Consider the following 18,011-nt stretch of genomic DNA (forward strand, 5'->3'; position numbering starts at 1 on the left):
ATTGGCCTGCCGGAAATAGGTTAGATCAAGGTTTTGCCATGGCGCACGAAGGTCGGCTTGACCACTCGAACCGGATACCACTTGCCGCGGATTTCCACTTCAGCCCGATCGGCCGTCGCCGTCGGTACACGCGCCAGGGCAATGGATTTGCTCAACGTAGGAGAGAAACTACCACTGGTGATCTCTCCTTCGCCAACATTGGCGATACGAACCACCTGGTGAGCGCGTAAAACCCCGCGTTCTTCCAGCACCAACCCGACCAATTTGAACTGCACGCCGGCCGCCAATTCAGCCTCCAGCGCGGCGCGGCCGATGAAGTTGCGCCCGGCAGGCTCCCAGGCGATGCTCCAGGCCATGTTGGCGGCGAGCGGGGAAACGTCCTGGTGGATGTCCTGGCCGTACAGGTTCATGCCGGCTTCAAGACGCAGGGTATCGCGGGCACCGAGGCCGATAGGAGAAATGCCGGCGCCCACCAGGTCGTTGAAAAAACCCGGGGCCTGATCGGCAGGCAACACAATCTCCAGGCCGTCTTCGCCGGTATAACCGGTGCGGGCGATAAACCAATCGCCATCGGCCAGGCCTTCGAACGGCTTGAGCTGGTGAATCAGGGCGCCGCGGGACTGGGTGACCAGCTCGGCGATCTTCTGCCGGGCGTGGGGGCCCTGGATGGCGAGCATGGCCAACTCGGACCGCTCATTGAGCTGCACTTGGAAGCCGCCCAATTGCGCCTGCATCCAGGCCATGTCCTGGTCGCGAGTAGCGGCGTTGACCACCAGCCGGTAACCGGCTTCGGTGCGGTAGACGATCATGTCGTCCACCACGCCGCCCTTGTCGTTGAGCATGGCGCTGTACAACGCACGGCCGCAGCCATGCAGACGCTCGACATCATTGGCCAGCAGGTGCTGGAGCCAATCCTTGGCCTGGGGGCCGCTGACATCGATCACGGTCATATGAGATACATCGAACACCCCGCAGTCGCGTCGCACCTGATGGTGTTCTTCAACTTGCGAGCCGTAATGCAGAGGCATATCCCAACCGCCAAAATCGACCATTTTCGCGCCGAGGGCGAGATGCAGGTCATACAGAGGCGTACGCTGTCCCATGGGTTTCTCCTTCCGGGCTTGGCGAAGGTGCGCAGCGTTGCCATATGCGCTGGATGCCTTGAGTTACAAGGCCTGTAGCCACATACCGCAACCCGACCAGAAAGACGGAGCGCACCGAATGCCGCGCATTGTAGCCGCAAGCCGTGGGCCTGGCACCTAAGCGATTTGTCGGGCAGAGCGCCGAATCAAGCCGATCACCGGCAGCAGGCCGACCAACACCAGCGTCAGCGCCGGCAATGACGCCCGCGCCCACTCGCCTTCGCTGGTCATTTCAAAGATCCGAACCGCCAGGGTGTCCCAGCCAAACGGGCGCATCAGCAAGGTCGCGGGCATTTCCTTGAGCACGTCGACGAACACCAGCAACGCCGCACTCAGCGTCCCCGGCAGCAACAGCGGCAGATACACTTTGCAAAACAGTCGCGGTCCACTCACCCCAAGGCTGCGGGCAGCTTCCGGCAACGACGGGCGGATGCGCGCCAGGCTGTTTTCCAGCGGCCCATAGGCCACCGCCAAAAAGCGCACCAGATACGCCAGCACCAGCGCCGACAGGCTGCCCAGCAGCAACGGCTTGCCCGCACCGCCCAACGAGCCGGACAGCGGCACCACCAGTTCGCGGTCCAGGTAGCTGAACGCCAACATGATCGACACCGCCAGCACCGAACCCGGCAAGGCATACCCGACGTTGGCCAGGCTGATGCCGGAGCGGATCGCCCGGGTCGGCGCCAGGCGGTTGGCGAACGCCAGCACCAGCGCCACGCTGACCGTGATCAACGCCGCGATACCGCCCAGGTAAAGGGTATGCACGATCAGGCCCGAATAGCGCTCATCCAGGTCGAAACGGCCGCGCTGCCAGAACCAGGCGACCAGTTGCAGCATCGGGATGACAAACGCGCAGGCAAACACCAGACCACACCAACTGCTGGCTGCTGCGGCCTTGAAGCCGCGCAGGTGATACAGCGCCTTGCCCCGTGGCCGCTCATTACTCGGCCGACTGGCGCCCCGGGCCCGGCGCTCGCCGTACAGCACCAGCATCACCACCAGCAGCAACAGGCTGGCCAACTGCGCCGCACTCGACAGGCTGAAAAAACCGTACCAGGTTTTATAGATGGCAGTGGTGAAGGTATCGAAGTTGAACACCGAGACCGCACCGAAATCCGCCAGGGTCTCCATCAGCGCCAACGCCACACCCGCGCCGATCGCCGGCCGCGCCATGGGCAGGGCGACGCGCCAGAACGCTTGCCAAGGCGATTGCCCCAGCACCCGCGCGGCCTCCATCAGCCCTTTGCCCTGGGCGAGAAACGCGGTGCGCGCCAGCAGGTAGACGTAGGGATAGAACACCAGCACCAGGACAATGATCACACCGCTGGTGGAGCGCACACGCGGCGGGCGCAGGCCGCTGCCGAACCATTCGCGCAGGAGGGTTTGCACCGGACCGGCGAAGTCCAGCAGGCCGACAAACACAAAAGCCAGCACATAGGCCGGAATCGCGAAGGGCAGCATCAGCGCCCAATCCAGCCAGCGTCGCCCGGGGAATTCGCAGAGGCTGGTGAGCCAGGCCAGGCTGACGCCAAGCAAGGTCACGCCGACACCGACGCCGAGCACCAGGGTCAGGGTGTTGCCCAGCAGGCGCGGCATCTGGGTTTCCCAGAGGTGGGACCAGATTTGCGCATCGATGCTTTGCCAGGACAGCAACAGCACGCTCAGCGGCAGCAGCACCAGGGCGGCGACGGTGAAGACCGGCAGGTACCAGCGGCGTTGGGCGGGGTGGGCCAAGGAAAAGCTCTCAGAATAATGAAGGATTCGAAGCCGCCGCTAACAGATGTGGGAGCTGGCTTGCCTGCGATGCAGGCACCTCGGTGTATCAGTGATACCGAGGTGATGCTATCGCAGGCAAGCCAGCTCCCACACAAACCTGCTCCCACATTTGGAGCTGCGGTGTCCTACAGAGTGTACTTAGTTCCAGCCAGCGCGATCCATCAGGCGAATCGCCTCAGCCTGGCGCTTGCCCGCCACTTCCACCGGCAAGGTGTCCGCGACGAACTTGCCCCAGGTCGCCACTTCGGCCGACGGCGGTACCGCCGGGTTGGCCGGGAATTCCTGGTTCACGTCGGCAAAGATCTTCTGCGCCTCAGGCGTGGTCATCCACTCCACCAGCGCCTTGGCCGCTTCCGGGTGCGGTGCGTGCTTGGTCAGGCCGATGCCCGAGAGGTTCACATGCACGCCACGGTCGCCCTGGTTCGGCCAGAACAGCTTCACCGCCAGCTTCGGGTTCTGCTTGTGCAGGCGCCCGTAGTAGTAGGTGTTGACGATACCCACGTCGCATTGCCCGGCGTTGATCGCTTCCAGCACCGCGATGTCATCGGAGAACACGTCGGTGGACAGGTTGTTGACCCAACCCTTGACGATTTCTTCGGTCTTGGCCGCGCCATGGGTTTCGATCAGGGTGGCGGTCAGCGACTGGTTGTAGACCTTCTTGGCCGTGCGCAGGCACAGGCGACCTTCCCACTGCTTGTCGGCCAGGGCTTCGTAGGTGGTCAGGTCACCCGGTTTCACGCGGTCGGTGGAATAGGCGATGGTCCGCGCGCGCAGGCTCAGGCCAGTCCAGGCGTGGTTGGAGGAGCGGTATTGCAGGGGAATGTTCTTGTCGATCACCGGCGAGGTGAACGGTTGCAGGATGCCCATCTGCTCGGCCTGCCAGAGGTTGCCGGCATCGACGGTGAGCAGCAGGTCGGCGGTGGCGTTTTCGCCCTCGGCCTTGATGCGCTGCATCAGCGGGGCTTCCTTGTCGGTGATGAACTTCACCTGTACGCCGGTCTTCTGGGTGTAGGCGTCGAATACCGGCTTGATCAGTTCGTCGATGCGCGAGGAGTAGACCACCACTTCGTCGGCTGCCTGCACGGTGGTGCTGCCGATCAGGGTGAGTGCCAGGGCAGTCAGGAGGCGCTTGGGTGCCAACATGGGGGCGGTCTCTCATTTGCAAAAAGAGGGCAAATGATAAGGACTCACATTTGCTGGCGCTTGGTGGAGGCGTTACCAGATGTTGCATGAGTGGGATTTGTAGTGGGGCTGATGGCCTCATCGCGGGCAAGCCCGCTCCCACAGGGACTGTATTTCAAGGTCAGGGTTTGGCGAGGTCTGGGAGATCGCCACTTAAACCCAACGCTTGACGCACAAACACCGCTTTAGCTTCGGGCATCTGGTCGACCATCTTCAGCCCGGCATTGCGCAACCAGCGCAGTGGCAGTTGGTCGGCCTGGAACAAGCGCTCAAAACCCTCCATCGCCGCCATCAACGCCAGGTTGTGCGGCATGCGCCGACGCTCATAACGGCTCAACACTTTCACATCCGCCAGGCGCTGGCCGCGTTCGTTGGCTGACAGCAGCACTTCGGCCAGTGTCGCCGCGTCGAGGAAGCCCAGGTTCACGCCCTGCCCCGCCAATGGGTGGATCACGTGGGCCGCGTCGCCGATCAACGCCAGGCCTTCGGCCACGTAGCGTTTGGCGTGGCGCTGGCGCAAGGGCACGCAGACGCGCGGGTCGGCGCTGATCACCGTGCCCAGGCGGCCTTCAAAGGCGCGCTCGAGTTCGCGACAGAAGCTCTCATCGTCCAGCGCCATCAGGCGTTCGGATTCAGCCGGTGTGGTGGACCAGACGATCGAGCACCAATCCTCCTGACCATCGCGCACCAACGGCAAGAACGCCAGTGGGCCGGTGTCGGTAAAACGCTGCCAGGCTGTGCGCTGATGCGGTTGGCTGCTGCGCACGCTGGTGACGATGGCGTTGTGCAGGTAATTCCATTCACGGGTCGCGGTGCCGGTGAGGCGGCGCACGGCGGAGTTGGCGCCGTCGGCCGCCACCACCAGCGGCGCGCGCAAGGTGCGGCCGTCGGCCAGGGTCAGCAGCCAGTCATCGCCGGAGCGGCGCATCTGTTCCAGGCGCGCATTGGCCAACAGGCCCAGGTCGCAGTCGTGCAAACGATCGAGCAAGGCGTCCTGGACCACACGGTTTTCGACGATATGCCCCAGCACTTCGGCATGCACGCTGGCCGCCGAAAAATGGATCTGCCCGGTGCCGCTGCCGTCCCACACCTGCATCTCGCCGTAAGGGCTGGCGCGGCGCTCGACAATGCCGTCCCACACGCCAAGGCGTTCGAGGATGCGCTGGCTGGCCGCCGACAACGCGCTCACGCGGGGTTCAAAGGCCGCGTCACGGTCGAAGGGTTTGACACTCAGCGGGCTGCCGTCCAGCAGCAGCACTTGCAGGCCACTGCCCTGCAACGCCAGCGCCAGGGCGCTTCCGACCATTCCGGCCCCGACAATCAGCACATCTGCGCGCATGTCCATGGTTTAAGCCTGTCTCGCTGGCGGCTTGCGCCGCACGTAAAGGGTTTTGTCGACGCGCGCCACCAGGGTGCCGGCGCCGTCATAGATCTGCACCTTGAGGTGGGGCAAGTACTTCTCGCCCCCTTCGGTCTGCCGGCGGATCTCGTCGAGCAAGGCGTCGTCGATGGAAAACTCGGCAAACACCGGGCCTTTGCCCGGCGAGATGAAGTCGATGCTCGCGGCCTTGTCCCAGACGATGTAGTCGCGGCCCAGGTTCTCCATGAGCATCAACATGTAGAACGGATCGACCATCGAATACAGGCTGCCGCCGAACTGCGTGCCGACGTAGTTGCGGTTGTACCAGCCCAGGCCCATGCGCACTTTGACGTGACGAAAATCGGCGCTCATCTGCTGCACGCTCACCCCCGCGCCCAGATACGGCGGGTACAGGGTCATGATCCAACGCAACAGCCGCGCCTTGCCCAGGCGCTCGATCAACCACTTACGCATCGGGACGCGTGCCCAGGCCCATGGCCTGACGGGCGAACCAGCGTTTGGCCGGCGGCAGCAGGTCGAGGCCAAGCAGGCCCATGTTGCGGCCCAGGGCGACCAGCGGTTGGGCGCTGCCAAACAGGCGCGTGACCTGGTCGGAGAAGCCCACGGTCAATTTCTGATCCAGGCGCTGGCGTTCGCGGTAGCCCTGCAAGGTCGCCAGGTCACCCGGCACTTGCGGCCCGGCCAGCAAGGCTTCGGCCAAGGCAACGGCATCACGCAGGGACAGGTTGAAGCCCTGCCCGGCAATCGGGTGCAGGCTGTGGGCGGCATTGCCGAGGATCGCCAGGTGGGAACGCACTTGTTCTTCGGCTTCCACCAGGGTCAACGGATACAGGTGACGCGCGCCAACTTGCTTGAGGGTGCCCAGGCGGTAGCCAAACACGCCCTGCAATTCGCTGAGGAAGCTGCGCTCATCGAGGTTGGCCAGACGCTGGGCGTCCATGCCGATGCGCGTCCAGACCAGCGCGCAACGGTTGTCCGGCAGCGGCAACAGGGCCATCGGGCCGTCGTCGGTGAAGCGCTCGAAGGCTTCGCCGTTGTGGGCTTCGCTGGGGGTGATGTTGGCAATCAGCGCGCTCTGGTTGTACGGGCGGGTCTTCACGCCGATGCCGAGTTGCTCGCGCAGGCCGGAGCGGCCGCCATCGGCGAGTACGGCGAGGTCGCATTCCAGCACGGTTTCATCGTTGAGGGTCAGGCGATAGCCGTCGGGCAGCGGTTCCATGCGCGTGACTTCGGCCGGGCAACGCCAGCTGACCACGTCTTTGTCCAGGCCTTGCCACAGGCATTGGCCGAGCCAGGCGTTTTCGACCACATAGCCGAGCGCCGGCACGCCCTCTTCCATGGCGGACAGGCGCGCCGTAGAAAAGCGGCCACGGTCAGACACATGGATCTGCTTGATCGGCTCGGCGCGGCGGGAAATGTCCTGCCACAGGCCCAAGCGCTGATAAATCTGCTTGGCACCGTAGGACAACGCCGACGAACGCGCATCGTAGCTCGGCTGGTAGCTGTCGCCCGGGGCGAACGGCTCGATCATCAGGATCTTCCAGCCACGGGCCTTGGCCCCGGTCTGCAACGCCAGCGCGAGGCTGGCGCCGACCAGGCCGCCGCCGATGATCGCCAGGTTGACCCGGCTCATCGGGCAGCCGCCATCAGCGCTTCGATGTCGGCGACGGTCTTGGGCACGCCGCCGGTCAGGATTTCACAGCCTTGCTTGGTCACTACCACGTCGTCCTCGATGCGTACGCCAATGCCACGCCATTTCTTTGCCACGTTCGGGTTGTCCGGCGCGATGTAGATCCCCGGCTCCACGGTCAAGGCCATGCCGACTTCCAGCACACGCCATTCACCGCCTACTTTGTACTCACCTACGTCATGCACATCCATGCCCAGCCAATGGCCGGCGCGGTGCATATAGAAGGCTTTATAGGCTTCACTGGCGATCAACTCGCCGACGTCGCCCTGCAACAAGCCCAGCTTGACCAGCCCGGCGGTGATGACGCGCACCGTGGCCTCGTGGGCCTGGTTCCAATGTTTGTTGGGGGCGATCTCGGCAAAGGCGGCTTCCTGGGAGGCCAGCACAATCTCGTAGATCGCCTTTTGCTCCGGCGAAAACCTGCCGTTGACCGGCCAGGTGCGGGTGATGTCGCTGGCGTAGCAGTCGATCTCGCAACCGGCGTCGATCAGCACCAGGTCGCCGTCCTTGAGCAGCGCGTCATTCTGCTGGTAATGCAGGATGCAGCTGTTGCGTCCGGCGGCGACGATGGAGCCATAGGCCGGCATCTTCGCGCCGCCCTTGCGGAATTCGTAGTCCAGCTCGGCTTCCAGGCTGTACTCGTGCAAACCCGCGCGGCTGGCCTGCATCGCCCGCACATGGGCGGCGCAGGAGATGCGTGCGGCTTCGCGCATCACCTTCACTTCTGCCGCCGATTTATACAGGCGCATGTCGTGGAGCAGATGATCCAGGGCAACAAATTCGTTCGGCGGCTGGGCGCCGAGGTGCGCTTTAGAGCGGATCACGTTGATCCACTCCATCAAGTGCCGGTCGAATTCGGCATTGCTGCCCATGGCCGAATACACCCGGTCGCGGCCTTCGATCAGGCCGGGCAGGATGTCGTCGATATCGGTGATGGGAAACGCGTCGTCGGCGCCAAAGTCACGGATCGCGCCTTCGGTACCGGCGCGCAGGCCGTCCCACAGTTCGCGTTCGGCATTGCGTTCGCGGCAGAACAGCACGTACTCGCCATGCAGGCGACCGGGCATCAGCACGATCACCGCTTCCGGCTCGGGGAAACCGCTCAGGTACTGGAAGTCGCTGTCCTGGCGGTAGACGTGCTCGACATCACGGTTGCGAATGGCCACGGCGGCGGCCGGCAGGATCGCGATGCTGTTGGGTTCCATCTGCGCCATGAGCGCCTTGCGGCGCCGGGTGTATTCCGCTCTCGGGATATGAATCATGGGCAGATGGGCGTCCTTTCTTAGTGCAGCGACGGCTTGGGTGCGGCGGGCTCAGCGGACTTCTTGGTCTCGGTGAACAGCAGCAGCGGCGCGACGCGCAGGTATTCCATGACTTCCATGTAGTCGCCTTCGCCGTCTTCGGACTCTTCCAGGGCGTCTTGCACCTGGGAGATCGCGGCCAAATCCTGCAACACTTCCTTGGCGTCAGTGCTCAGTTCCAGGCCGCCGGCGTTGACGCCGAAACCGTGGAGGAAGCCCTGGCACCATTGGCCCAGCGCGGCGGCGCGTTCGGTCAGTGGCGCGTCGTCGGTCGGCAGCAGCAGGACCACGGTGACGTCGTCACCGGTCAGCTCGCCCTTGACCATTTCCTGCAGGCCGATCAGCGCATTACGCACGTTCTCGGTCGGCTCGGTTTCCAGCAGCTCAGCCACATCGGCCAGCCAGTTGTCGGCATCAAAGCCTACGCCGGTGCAGCTGCGGCCCAGCAACACGCCGTGCAATTCGGCAGGCGAGCAAGGGTGGCCGCTGGTGCTCAGCAGTTTGGAAAAAGCGTCGTACGGGGAGTTCTGAATAGGCATGGTGAGCTAGGCGCCAGACGGCGCAATGTCTAGAATGAAGCGCTGTATCCTAGCACCGGCAGACGTACCAAGACTATCAAGGGCGTCAGATCGTTTATCCTGCAGTTGCCATTCATCAGACAAATCCAGTGGAACCCAATGGAAGACACCGACCTGCAAGCGCTGATGGCCAGACTCGAATTGCTAATTGATCGGGTCGAGCAACTTAAGAGTCAAAATGGACTCCTACTAGCTCAGGAAAAAACCTGGCGCGAGGAACGCGCTCACCTCATTGAAAAAAACGAAATCGCCCGGCGTAAGGTCGAATCGATGATTTCGCGCCTGAAGGCCCTGGAGCAAGACTCATGAGTTCAAGCAATAGCGTCACCGTGCAGATCCTGGATAAAGAGTATTCGATCATCTGCCCCCAGGAAGAGCGCAACAACCTGGTGAGCGCTGCCCGCTACCTGGATGGCAAGATGCGTGAAATCCGCAGCAGCGGCAAAGTCATCGGCGCCGACCGTATCGCCGTGATGGCCGCGCTGAACATCACCCACGATCTGCTGCACAAGCAGGAACGCCCTGACGTACAGGCCAGCGGCTCGACGCGCGAGCAGGTGCGCGACCTGCTGGAACGTGTGGATCTGGTGCTTTCCAGCGATTCAGACGCACCCAAGGGCTGATTGCCGCCGACGTTTAAGGTATACTCGCCCCACTCCCTGGCGTGTTTGCCAGTCGGCGATGTCCCTGAGCCGATTCGCACTACCCTGGAAGTTGCACGTTGGGCTGGTGTGCATGTCCGCTAGACGGAAAGCCTTAAAGCCTACTGCTTCTTCCACCTTGAACTTTCGGGTTCAAGGGCTAAGTCGACAGCGGCTCTGTCGGGGAGCCTGAATTCCCAAACTCAATGCCAGTCTTCGGACTGGCATTGTTTTATGAGCCGAAACCATGACCGAACCTGCGCCGCTTTCCCGTCCGCAACTTCGACGCATGTTGCGCAAAGCCCGCCGCGAACTCTCGCCGAGCGAGCAGCGCAAGGCCGCCCTCGGCCTGTATCGGCAACTGGCACAGCAGCCGCTGTTTCGCCGGGCCAAACATATTTCCTTGTATCTACCGACGGACGGTGAAATCGATCCGCGCCTGCTGCTGCGCGCCGCCCAGCGCCGGGGCAAGGCCACTTACCTGCCGGTGCTCAGCGCGTGGCCACGGACCAAGATGGTGTTCCAGCGCGTGCGGCCGGGGGAAAAGTTGCGGCCCAACCGCTTCCGCATCCTCGAGCCACGGGTGAACATCGGCCAGCAGCGCAAGGTCTGGGCGCTGGACCTGGTGTTATTGCCGCTGGTCGGTTTCGATGACGTGGGTGGACGCCTGGGCATGGGCGGCGGTTTCTACGACCGCAGCCTCGCTTACCTGGCGCGCCGCAAAAGCTGGCGCAAGCCGACGCTGCTGGGCCTGGCCCATGAATGTCAGAAGGTCGAGAAGTTGACGCAGGCGAGCTGGGATGTGCCGTTGGCTGGCACCGTCACGGATAAGCAGTGGTATATCGCGCAGACGCCGCAGTAAACAGCGGCGTCTGGAAGAAGGGTCAGCGCTTGAACGGTTGCGGTTGTTGCTGAGTCAGTTCAATGGGTGCATCGGTCTTGTTCGACCAGAGGCTTTGGGCATATCCGGTGGTCACGACGCCCAGACCAAACAAAATAACCAAAATCCATAGTAAATCCGGCTTACGTTGCATCGATTGCCCCCCTTCAGGCACCTCGTACACGATGACAACAACGTTCCAAAGTAGTCCGTTGCAGCGGCGTCAAGCTTAAAAGCGGGCATTCTGCGGTAACGTGAACCAACACGCAAACCTTGGCGCCAACCGACTGTCGGTTTGTCATTTAATTGCCTGACAACTTGCCCAATCCCATTTTCAGGAGCGCAAAAATGGCCTATTGGCTGATGAAATCCGAGCCCGACGAACTCTCCATCAAGGGCCTGGAAAAGCTCGGCGTAACTCGCTGGGACGGGGTGCGCAACTATCAGGCGCGCAATTTCCTGCGCGCCATGGCCGAGGGTGACGAGTTTTTCTTCTACCACTCCAGCTGCCCGGAGCCGGGAATTGCCGGCATCGGAAAAATCATCAAGGCGGCTTACCCGGATCCCACAGCGCTAGAGCCAGAAAGCCACTATTTCGACGCCAAGGCCACCCCGGAGAAAAACCCGTGGAGCGCCATCGATGTGGCCCACGTCAAAACCTTTCCCAAGGTGCTGGGCCTGGGTTACCTGAAACAACAAACCGCCCTCGCCGAGTTGCCGCTGGTGCAAAAAGGCAGCCGGTTGTCCGTGATGCCGGTGACTGCCGAGCAATGGGCGGCGGTGCTGGCCCTGGGTTAACGGGGCAGAACCCGGCGGTCACGCGCCTGGCGCATGCATCTGCGCGCCAAGCGCGTTAGGCTTGCGCTTCATTTGACCGGTATCAACCGCCTGCGGGCGCCGCCCGGTCAAACTAGGACGCTAATGCCGCAGGAAGCCGCCATGTCGCAGAACAACCACACCTCCCGTATTTTCGCCATCGCCTTGATCGCCCTGCTGCTCGGCGCCGGCGGCTTCGGTTACTGGCGCTCCACCCAGGACCGCCTGCCCGAAGGCCTGAGCATGGGCAACGGGCGCCTGGAATCAACCGAAGTGCAGATCGCCGCGAAGATCCCCGGGCGCCTGGCCGAAGTGCGTGTGGATGAAGGCGACAAGGTGCTCAAGGGCCAACTGCTCGCGCGCATGGACACCCGCACCCTCGAAGCCCAGCGCGCCCAGGCCGAAGCCGAAGTGCTGCGCGCCAAGGAAAACTTCGCCGCCGCCGAGGCCAATGTGCAACTGCGCCAAAGCGAGCAGTTGCTGGCCAACCAGGAACTCAAGCGTACCCAGGAGCTGTACAAGCGCGGCTTCGCCAGCAGCCAATTGATCGACCAGCAACAAGCCCGGCAAAACACCGGCAACGCGGCGGTGATCGCAGCCCAAGCCCAGGTCAATTCGGTAAAAGCCGCCATCGGCGCCGCCCAGGCCCAGGTCGCCCAGCTCAACAGCGAAATCGACGACAGCAGCCTGCGCGCGCCCATCGACGGAATCATCCAACTGCGCCTGGCCGAGCCCGGTGAAGTGCTCGGCGCAGGCGGACGCGTGCTGCTGCTGATCGATCCGAATGACCAGTACATGAACCTCTACCTGCCCGCCTCCGTCACCGGTCGCCTGACCGTCGGCAGTGAAGCGCGCATCCTGCTCGACGCCCTGCCCCAGCAACCGCTGCCGGCGAAAATCAGCTTTGTCGCCGCCAAGTCACAGTTCACCCCCAAGGAAGTGGAAACCCGCGACGAACGCCAGAAACTGGTGTTCCGCGTCAAACTGCGCCTGACCCACCCCGACGCCGTGCCCCAAGCCAAACCGGGCATGCCCGGCGCCGGCTACGTGCGCACGGCCGATATCGACTGGCCGGCCAACCTGCAATGACCGGCCTGGCGCTGCACGCCACCGGGATCAACCATCGCTACGGCAAGCAACAGGCCCTGCTCGACATCGCCTTCAGCCTGCCCGCTGGAACGCGCTGCGGCTTGATCGGCCCGGATGGCGCGGGCAAGTCGAGCCTGCTGGGGCTGATCGCCGGGGTGAAAAAGCTTCAGGCGGGCGAATTGCAGGTGCTCGGTGGTTCGATCCAGGACCGCCGCCACCGCAACAGCCTGTACCCGCGCATCGCCTTTATGCCCCAAGGCCTGGGCGGCAACCTGTACCCCGAACTGTCCATCAGCGAAAACATCCGCTTCTTCGCCACGCTGTTCGGCCTGTCGAAAGCCGATTGCGACCAGCGCATGCACAACCTGCTGCTGGCCACCGACCTCGCACGCTTTGCCGAACGCCCAGCGGGCAAGTTGTCCGGCGGGATGAAGCAGAAGCTCGGCCTGTGCTGCGCACTGATACATGACCCCGACCTGTTGATCCTCGACGAGCCGACCACCGGCGTCGATCCGCTGTCGCGCCGACGCTTCTGGGAATTGGTCGAAACCGTACGCAGCGAACGCCCGCAACTGACGCTGCTGGTGGCCACGGCCTACATGGAAGAGGCCGAGCAATTCGAACACTGCCTGATGCTCGATCGCGGCAAGCTGATCGCCGACGGCCTTAGCCGCGAGCTGGCCGCCGTCACTCCCAGTGGCAAGCTGGATGAGGCCTTCACCCACTTCCAGGGCGACAGTGCCCACAACAACCAGCCGTTGGTGATCCCGCCGCGCGAGAGCGACAACAGCGACATCGCCATCGAAGCCCACAACCTGACCCTGCGTTTTGGTGATTTCACGGCGGTGAACCAGGTCAGCTTCGCCATTGGTCGCGGGGAGATCTTCGGTTTTCTCGGTTCCAACGGTTGCGGCAAGACCACCACCATGAAAGTCCTCACCGGCCTGATGCCGGCCACTGAAGGCAGCGCCAAGCTGCTGGGCAACCCGGTGAACGCCAAGGACCTGGCCACCCGCAAGCGCGTGGGGTTCATGTCGCAAAGCTTTTCGCTGTATGGCGAACTCAGCGTGCGCCAGAACCTGGTGCTGCATGCGCAGCTGTTCGACCTGCCCAAGGCCGCCAGCGGCCCGCGTATCGATGAGCTGATCCAGCGATTCGACCTCGTTGACGTGGCCGAGCAACCTTCCGGCGAACTGCCCCTCGGCTTGCGCCAGCGTTTGTCGTTGGCCGTGGCGGTGCTGCATCGCCCGGAAGTGCTGATCCTCGATGAACCGACCTCGGGCGTTGACCCGGCGGCGCGGGATGATTTCTGGCGCTTGCTGATCGAACTGTCCCGCGAACAAGGCGTGACCATCTTCCTGTCCACGCACTTTATGAACGAAGCCCAGCGCTGCGACCGCATCTCGCTGATGCACGCGGGCAAGGTGCTCGCCTGCGACACGCCGGACGCGCTGCAACGGCAATTCCACGGCGACACCCTGGAAGCCGCCTTCGTCACCTGCCTGGAACAGGCCCAGGGCGAACCCGAACCCAGCGCGCCCACCGCCACCGTCAGCGAAACCGCCGCGCCGCCGGTGAGCAAACGCGGCTTCAGCCTGACACGCCTGTTGGCGGTGGCCAGCCGCGAAGGCAAGGAACTGCTGCGCGACAAAGTGCGCATGGCGTTTGCCCTGCTGGGGGCGATGTTCATGATGGTGATCTTCGGCTACGGCATCTCCCTGGACGTGGAAAACCTCGCCTTTGCCGTCTACGACCAGGACCAGACGCCGCAGAGCCGCGCCTACCTGGAAGCGTTCCGCAGCTCGCGCTACTTCGCCGAGCAGCCTGCGATCCAGGATTCGAACGAACTGCACCGGCGCCTGCAACGCTCGGAAATCAAACTGGCCCTGGAGATTCCACCGGGCTTTGGCCGCGACCTCTACGCCGGGCGCCAACCCACCGTGGCGGCGTGGCTCGACGGCGGCATGCCGTTTCGCGCAGAAACCAGCCGTAACTATGTCGAAGCCGTGCACCAGGCCAACCTCCAGCAACTGGGCGAACTGAGCAGCCAGCCGCAACACAGCCAGGCGGCCGCCAAGCTGGAGACGCGCTTTCGTTACAACCAGGACGTGGTCAGCGTGAACGCCATCGGCCCCGGCGTGATGGCGCTGATCCTGGCGTTTATCCCGGCGATGCTCACCGCCCTCGGCATCGTGCGGGAAAAAGAGCTGGGCTCGATCACCAACTTCTACGCCACGCCGCTGACACGTCTGGAATTCCTGCTGGGCAAACAGGCGCCGTACCTGGCCGTGAGCCTGGTCAACCTGGCGCTGCTGGTGGCGATGAACCGCTGGCTGTTCGGCGTGCCCTTCAAAGGCAGCGGCCTGACGCTGGCGTTCGGCGGCCTGCTGTATGTGCTGGCCACCACCGGCATGGGCCTGCTGATTTCCGCGTTCACCCGCACCCAGATCGCGGCGATCCTCGGCACCATGATCATCACCAGCCTGCCGACCATCCAGTTCTCCGGGCTGATCGTGCCGCGCTCGTCCCTGGAAGGTGCGGCAGCCTTGATGGGTATGCTGTTTCCGGCCGGGCACTTCCTTGATATCGCCGTGGGCACCTTTACCAAAGCCCTGGACCTGCGCCAGTTGTGGCCGCAATGCCTGGCGCTGTTCGGGTTCTTTGTCGCGTTTACCGGGCTGAGCCTGATCATGCTCAAGAAGCAGGAGGCCTGATGCACAAGTTCGCGCACATCCTGCGCCTGGGTCTGAAGGAACTCACCAGCCTGCGCCATGACAGCGTGTTGCTGCTGTTTCTGTTCTACGCCTTCACCGTGGCTATCTACATGCCCGCCGCCGGTTCGGTGATTGGCGTGCATAACGCCAGCGTGGCGTTTGTCGATGAAGACCACAGCGCACTCTCGCGGCAGATGGCCGAGGCCCTGCAACCACCCGAATTCCAGGCGCCCGCGCCGTTGCCCTACGACCAATTGGACAAGGTCATGGACAGCGGCGAGTACACCTTCGTGATCAACGTGCCGGCGAACTTCCAGGCCGACCTGTTGGCCGGTCGCCAGCCCGGCGTGCAGGTGAACGTGGACGCCACGGCGATGAGCCAGGCATTCATGGGCGCCGGTTACATCGGGCGGATCTTCCAGCGCGAACTGCTGGCCTACGGCGGCCAGACCGACGCCGCCAGCCAGGCGCCGGCGCTGCTGACGACGCGGGCGCTGTTCAACACCAACCTCGAAGGCGGCTGGTTTTTGGCGGTGATTCAGATCGTCAACAACATCACCATTCTTGCCATCGTGCTCACCGGTACTGCGCTGCTGCGCGAGCGGGAACACGGCACCCTTGACCACTTGCTGGTGCTGCCGCTGACGGCGCTGGAGATCATGCTGGCGAAAATCTGGAGCAACATGCTGGTGGTGGTGGTGTGTACGTGGATTTCGCTGGAGGTGGTGGTCAAGGGCTTGCTCGGCGTGCCGCTGGCGGGGTCCCTAAGTCTGTTCCTGTTTGTGACGGCGCTGTATCTGTTTGCCAGTACGGCGCTGGGGATCTTTCTGGCCACGCTGGCGCGTTCGACGCCGCAGTTTGGCTTACTGGCGATTCCGGTGATTATCCCGATGCTGTTGTTGTCCGGCGGCAGTACGCCGTTGGACAGTATGCCCGAGTGGTTGCAGTGGGTGATGCAGGGGTCGCCTTCCACACACTTTGTGAGCTTGAGTGCGGCGATTCTGTTTCGCGATGCGGGGGTTGGGGTGGTGTGGCCGGATTTGCTGGCGCTGGCGGGGATTGGGTTGGTGTTTTTTTTGGTGGCGTTAGGGCGGTTCAGAAAGAGCTTGGCATCCTGAGGTGACTGGTAGATTGCTATCGCAGGCAAGCCAGCTCCCACAGTTGACTGCATTCCAACGTTGGAACTCGGTCAACTGTGGGAGCTGGCTTGCCTGCGATGGCCGCGCCGCGGTTACTGAATGATGAGGTTGTTGAACAACAGGTCTTCCACCACCGGCTTGCCGGTCTCGTCATTCATCACTTGCTGAGTCTGCTTGAGGGCTTCCTGGCGCAGCTTCTCCTTGCCTTCGACCGTGCTCATGGTCTCGTTGGTCTGCTGGGTAAACAGCGCCACCAACTGGTTGCGGATCAACGCGTCATTGGCTTTGACCGCCGCAGCGGCTTCGGTGCCGGTCACGCGCAGGGCGATGTCGGCCTTGAACACCTTGAGCTTGGCCGTGCCATCCAGGCCATAGTTGCCCACGAACGGTGGCGTCAGGCTGATATAGCTGACTTTCGGCGCCTCGCCTTCTTTGGCTTCTTCGGCCTGGGCCGCCATCGGCAGGGTCAGGGCCAGCATCAACAGGATCCACGCTTTCACAGTTCATTCCTCACATTCGGTTGCGCGCTAGCATAACGCTAGCAACGCTAAGCACAAGCTTATGGCGACTTATCAGGTACGAGCATGCTCGTTGACCCACAGACCTGCCCTTCTACACTTATCGGCCACGACGCCCAAAGGAATAGTCCGATGAAAGCTGTGCTGTGCAAAGCCTTCGGCCCTGCCGAAACCCTGGTGCTGGAAGAGGTCGCCAGCCCAGCGATCAAGAAGAACGAGATCCTGCTGGACGTGCATGCCGCCGGGGTCAACTTCCCGGACACCTTGATCATCGAGGGCAAGTACCAGTTCAAGCCGCCCTTCCCGTTCTCGCCGGGTGGCGAGGCGGCGGGCGTGGTCAATGAGGTCGGCGAGAAAGTCAGCCACCTCAAGGTCGGCGACCGGGTCATGGCCCTGACCGGCTGGGGCAGCTTTGCCGAGCAGGTCGCGGTGCCGGGCTACAACGTATTGCCGATCCCGCCGAGCATGGACTTCAACACCGCCGCCGCCTTCAGCATGACCTACGGCACCTCGATGCACGCGCTGAAACAGCGCGCCCACCTGCAACCCGGCGAAACCCTGCTGGTCCTCGGCGCCTCCGGTGGCGTAGGCCTGGCCGCCGTGGAAATCGGCAAGGCCATGGGCGCCCGCGTGATCGCCGCCGCCAGCAGCGCCGACAAACTCGCGGTGGCCAAGGCGGCCGGCGCGGATGAGTTGATCAACTACAGCGAAACCAGCCTGAAAGACGAGATCAAGCGCCTCACCGACGGCAACGGCGCCGATGTGATCTACGACCCGGTGGGCGGCGACCTGTTCGACCAGGCCATCCGCAGCATCGCCTGGAACGGGCGCTTGCTGGTGGTGGGCTTTGCCAGCGGGCGCATTCCCGAGCTGCCGGTGAACCTGGCGTTGCTCAAGGGCGCGGCCGTGGTCGGCGTGTTCTGGGGCTCGTTTGCCCAGCGCCAGCCGCAGGACAATGCGGCGAATTTCCAGCAGTTGTTTACCTGGTATGGCGAGGGCAAGTTGAAGCCGTTGGTGTCGCAGGTGTATCCGCTGGAGCAGGCGGCGCAGGCGATCAATGATTTGGGGCAGCGTCGGGCGGTGGGCAAGGTCGTGGTCCAAACCCGGTAGAACATTTGCAATGCGGTCAATGTGGGAGCTGGCTTGCCTGCGATAGCGGTGGGT

The 18,011-nt window shown here is 63.2% G+C and carries 18 protein-coding genes and 1 other RNA gene; 9 read left to right on the top strand and 10 right to left on the bottom strand.

All coding sequences use genetic code 11. The features are described 5' to 3' along the window. Positions 1–20 precede the first annotated feature (20 nt). The 8 genes from gcvT to B348_RS0126595 form a co-directional block, all read right to left on the bottom strand. A complete protein-coding gene (gene gcvT, locus B348_RS0126560) occupies positions 21–1,103 on the bottom strand; it encodes a glycine cleavage system aminomethyltransferase GcvT (RefSeq protein WP_026137092.1) in 1,083 nt (360 codons plus the stop codon). A gap of 156 nt (positions 1,104–1,259) precedes the next feature. Further along, positions 1,260–2,876 (bottom strand): iron ABC transporter permease, encoded by a 1,617-nt coding sequence (locus tag B348_RS0126565; RefSeq protein ID WP_017739065.1) that lies wholly within the window; start codon positions 2,874–2,876, stop codon positions 1,260–1,262. Between the two features lie 180 nt (positions 2,877–3,056). Continuing rightward, a complete protein-coding gene (locus B348_RS0126570) occupies positions 3,057–4,061 on the bottom strand; it encodes an extracellular solute-binding protein (protein WP_017739066.1) in 1,005 nt (334 codons plus the stop codon). A 160-nt stretch (positions 4,062–4,221) separates the two neighbouring features. Then, positions 4,222–5,439, bottom strand: coding sequence for a 2-octaprenyl-3-methyl-6-methoxy-1,4-benzoquinol hydroxylase (locus B348_RS0126575; RefSeq protein ID WP_177325360.1), 1,218 nt, complete (start codon positions 5,437–5,439; stop codon positions 4,222–4,224). A gap of 9 nt (positions 5,440–5,448) precedes the next feature. Then, positions 5,449–5,934 carry a DUF4442 domain-containing protein gene (locus B348_RS0126580; RefSeq protein WP_017739068.1) on the bottom strand — a complete coding sequence of 162 codons (486 nt, stop codon included), beginning with the start codon at positions 5,932–5,934 and terminating at the stop codon, positions 5,449–5,451. Beyond that, positions 5,927–7,114 (bottom strand): 2-octaprenyl-6-methoxyphenyl hydroxylase, encoded by a 1,188-nt coding sequence (gene ubiH, locus B348_RS0126585; protein ID WP_017739069.1) that lies wholly within the window; start codon positions 7,112–7,114, stop codon positions 5,927–5,929. Before ubiH ends, B348_RS0126580 begins: the two co-directional genes overlap by 8 nt. Then, positions 7,111–8,433 carry a Xaa-Pro aminopeptidase gene (gene pepP / locus B348_RS0126590; protein ID WP_026137093.1) on the bottom strand — a complete coding sequence of 441 codons (1,323 nt, stop codon included), beginning with the start codon at positions 8,431–8,433 and terminating at the stop codon, positions 7,111–7,113. Before pepP ends, ubiH begins: the two co-directional genes overlap by 4 nt. A gap of 20 nt (positions 8,434–8,453) precedes the next feature. Continuing rightward, positions 8,454–9,011 carry a YecA family protein gene (locus tag B348_RS0126595; protein ID WP_017739071.1) on the bottom strand — a complete coding sequence of 186 codons (558 nt, stop codon included), beginning with the start codon at positions 9,009–9,011 and terminating at the stop codon, positions 8,454–8,456. A gap of 138 nt (positions 9,012–9,149) precedes the next feature. Between B348_RS0126595 and B348_RS0126600 the strand changes: the two genes are divergently transcribed. From B348_RS0126600 to B348_RS0126610, 4 genes are all read left to right on the top strand, one after another. Next, positions 9,150–9,359 (top strand): TIGR02449 family protein, encoded by a 210-nt coding sequence (locus tag B348_RS0126600; RefSeq protein ID WP_003177365.1) that lies wholly within the window; start codon positions 9,150–9,152, stop codon positions 9,357–9,359. Beyond that, positions 9,356–9,673 (top strand): cell division protein ZapA, encoded by a 318-nt coding sequence (locus B348_RS0126605; protein WP_003176812.1) that lies wholly within the window; start codon positions 9,356–9,358, stop codon positions 9,671–9,673. Before B348_RS0126600 ends, B348_RS0126605 begins: the two co-directional genes overlap by 4 nt. Positions 9,674–9,703: 30 nt before the next feature. Next, positions 9,704–9,882: non-coding RNA, 6S RNA (gene ssrS, locus B348_RS1000000131295), on the top strand. 56 nt (positions 9,883–9,938) lie between these two features. Beyond that, entirely contained in the window at positions 9,939–10,553 is a 615-nt protein-coding gene (locus tag B348_RS0126610) for a 5-formyltetrahydrofolate cyclo-ligase (protein ID WP_017739072.1), read from the top strand. A 22-nt stretch (positions 10,554–10,575) separates the two neighbouring features. Here B348_RS0126610 and B348_RS1000000131435 read toward each other — a convergent pair whose 3' ends face one another. Continuing rightward, positions 10,576–10,725, bottom strand: coding sequence for a hypothetical protein (locus B348_RS1000000131435; RefSeq protein ID WP_085986534.1), 150 nt, complete (start codon positions 10,723–10,725; stop codon positions 10,576–10,578). Positions 10,726–10,919: 194 nt separating this feature from the next. Between B348_RS1000000131435 and B348_RS0126620 the strand changes: the two genes are divergently transcribed. The 4 genes from B348_RS0126620 to B348_RS0126635 all read left to right on the top strand — a co-directional run bounded on the left by B348_RS0126620 (position 10,920) and on the right by B348_RS0126635 (position 16,308). Beyond that, positions 10,920–11,369, top strand: a complete 450-nt coding sequence (locus B348_RS0126620) for an EVE domain-containing protein (RefSeq protein WP_017739074.1) — start codon at positions 10,920–10,922, stop codon at positions 11,367–11,369. Positions 11,370–11,510: 141 nt separating this feature from the next. Beyond that, positions 11,511–12,476 (top strand): HlyD family secretion protein, encoded by a 966-nt coding sequence (locus B348_RS0126625; RefSeq protein WP_017739075.1) that lies wholly within the window; start codon positions 11,511–11,513, stop codon positions 12,474–12,476. Further along, positions 12,473–15,190 (top strand): ribosome-associated ATPase/putative transporter RbbA, encoded by a 2,718-nt coding sequence (gene rbbA / locus B348_RS0126630; RefSeq protein WP_017739076.1) that lies wholly within the window; start codon positions 12,473–12,475, stop codon positions 15,188–15,190. Before B348_RS0126625 ends, rbbA begins: the two co-directional genes overlap by 4 nt. Continuing rightward, on the top strand, positions 15,190–16,308 hold the full coding sequence (locus B348_RS0126635) for an ABC transporter permease (RefSeq protein WP_017739077.1): 1,119 nt from the start codon (positions 15,190–15,192) through the stop codon (positions 16,306–16,308). The genes rbbA and B348_RS0126635 overlap by 1 nt, the downstream gene beginning before the upstream one ends. A 113-nt stretch (positions 16,309–16,421) precedes the next feature. Here the strand turns inward: B348_RS0126635 and B348_RS0126640 are convergent, their stop codons facing one another. Beyond that, positions 16,422–16,829: a flagellar basal body-associated protein FliL gene (locus B348_RS0126640; protein ID WP_017739078.1), complete on the bottom strand. Its 408-nt coding sequence runs from the start codon at positions 16,827–16,829 to the stop codon at positions 16,422–16,424. A gap of 150 nt (positions 16,830–16,979) precedes the next feature. Here B348_RS0126640 and B348_RS0126645 point away from each other — a divergent pair, with 150 nt between their 5' ends. Further along, positions 16,980–17,957 carry an NADPH:quinone oxidoreductase family protein gene (locus B348_RS0126645; protein ID WP_017739079.1) on the top strand — a complete coding sequence of 326 codons (978 nt, stop codon included), beginning with the start codon at positions 16,980–16,982 and terminating at the stop codon, positions 17,955–17,957. Positions 17,958–18,011: the final 54 nt, after the last annotated feature.

Source organism: Pseudomonas sp. CBZ-4 (assembly GCF_000346755.1).
Taxonomy (GTDB): Bacteria; Pseudomonadota; Gammaproteobacteria; order Pseudomonadales; family Pseudomonadaceae; genus Aquipseudomonas.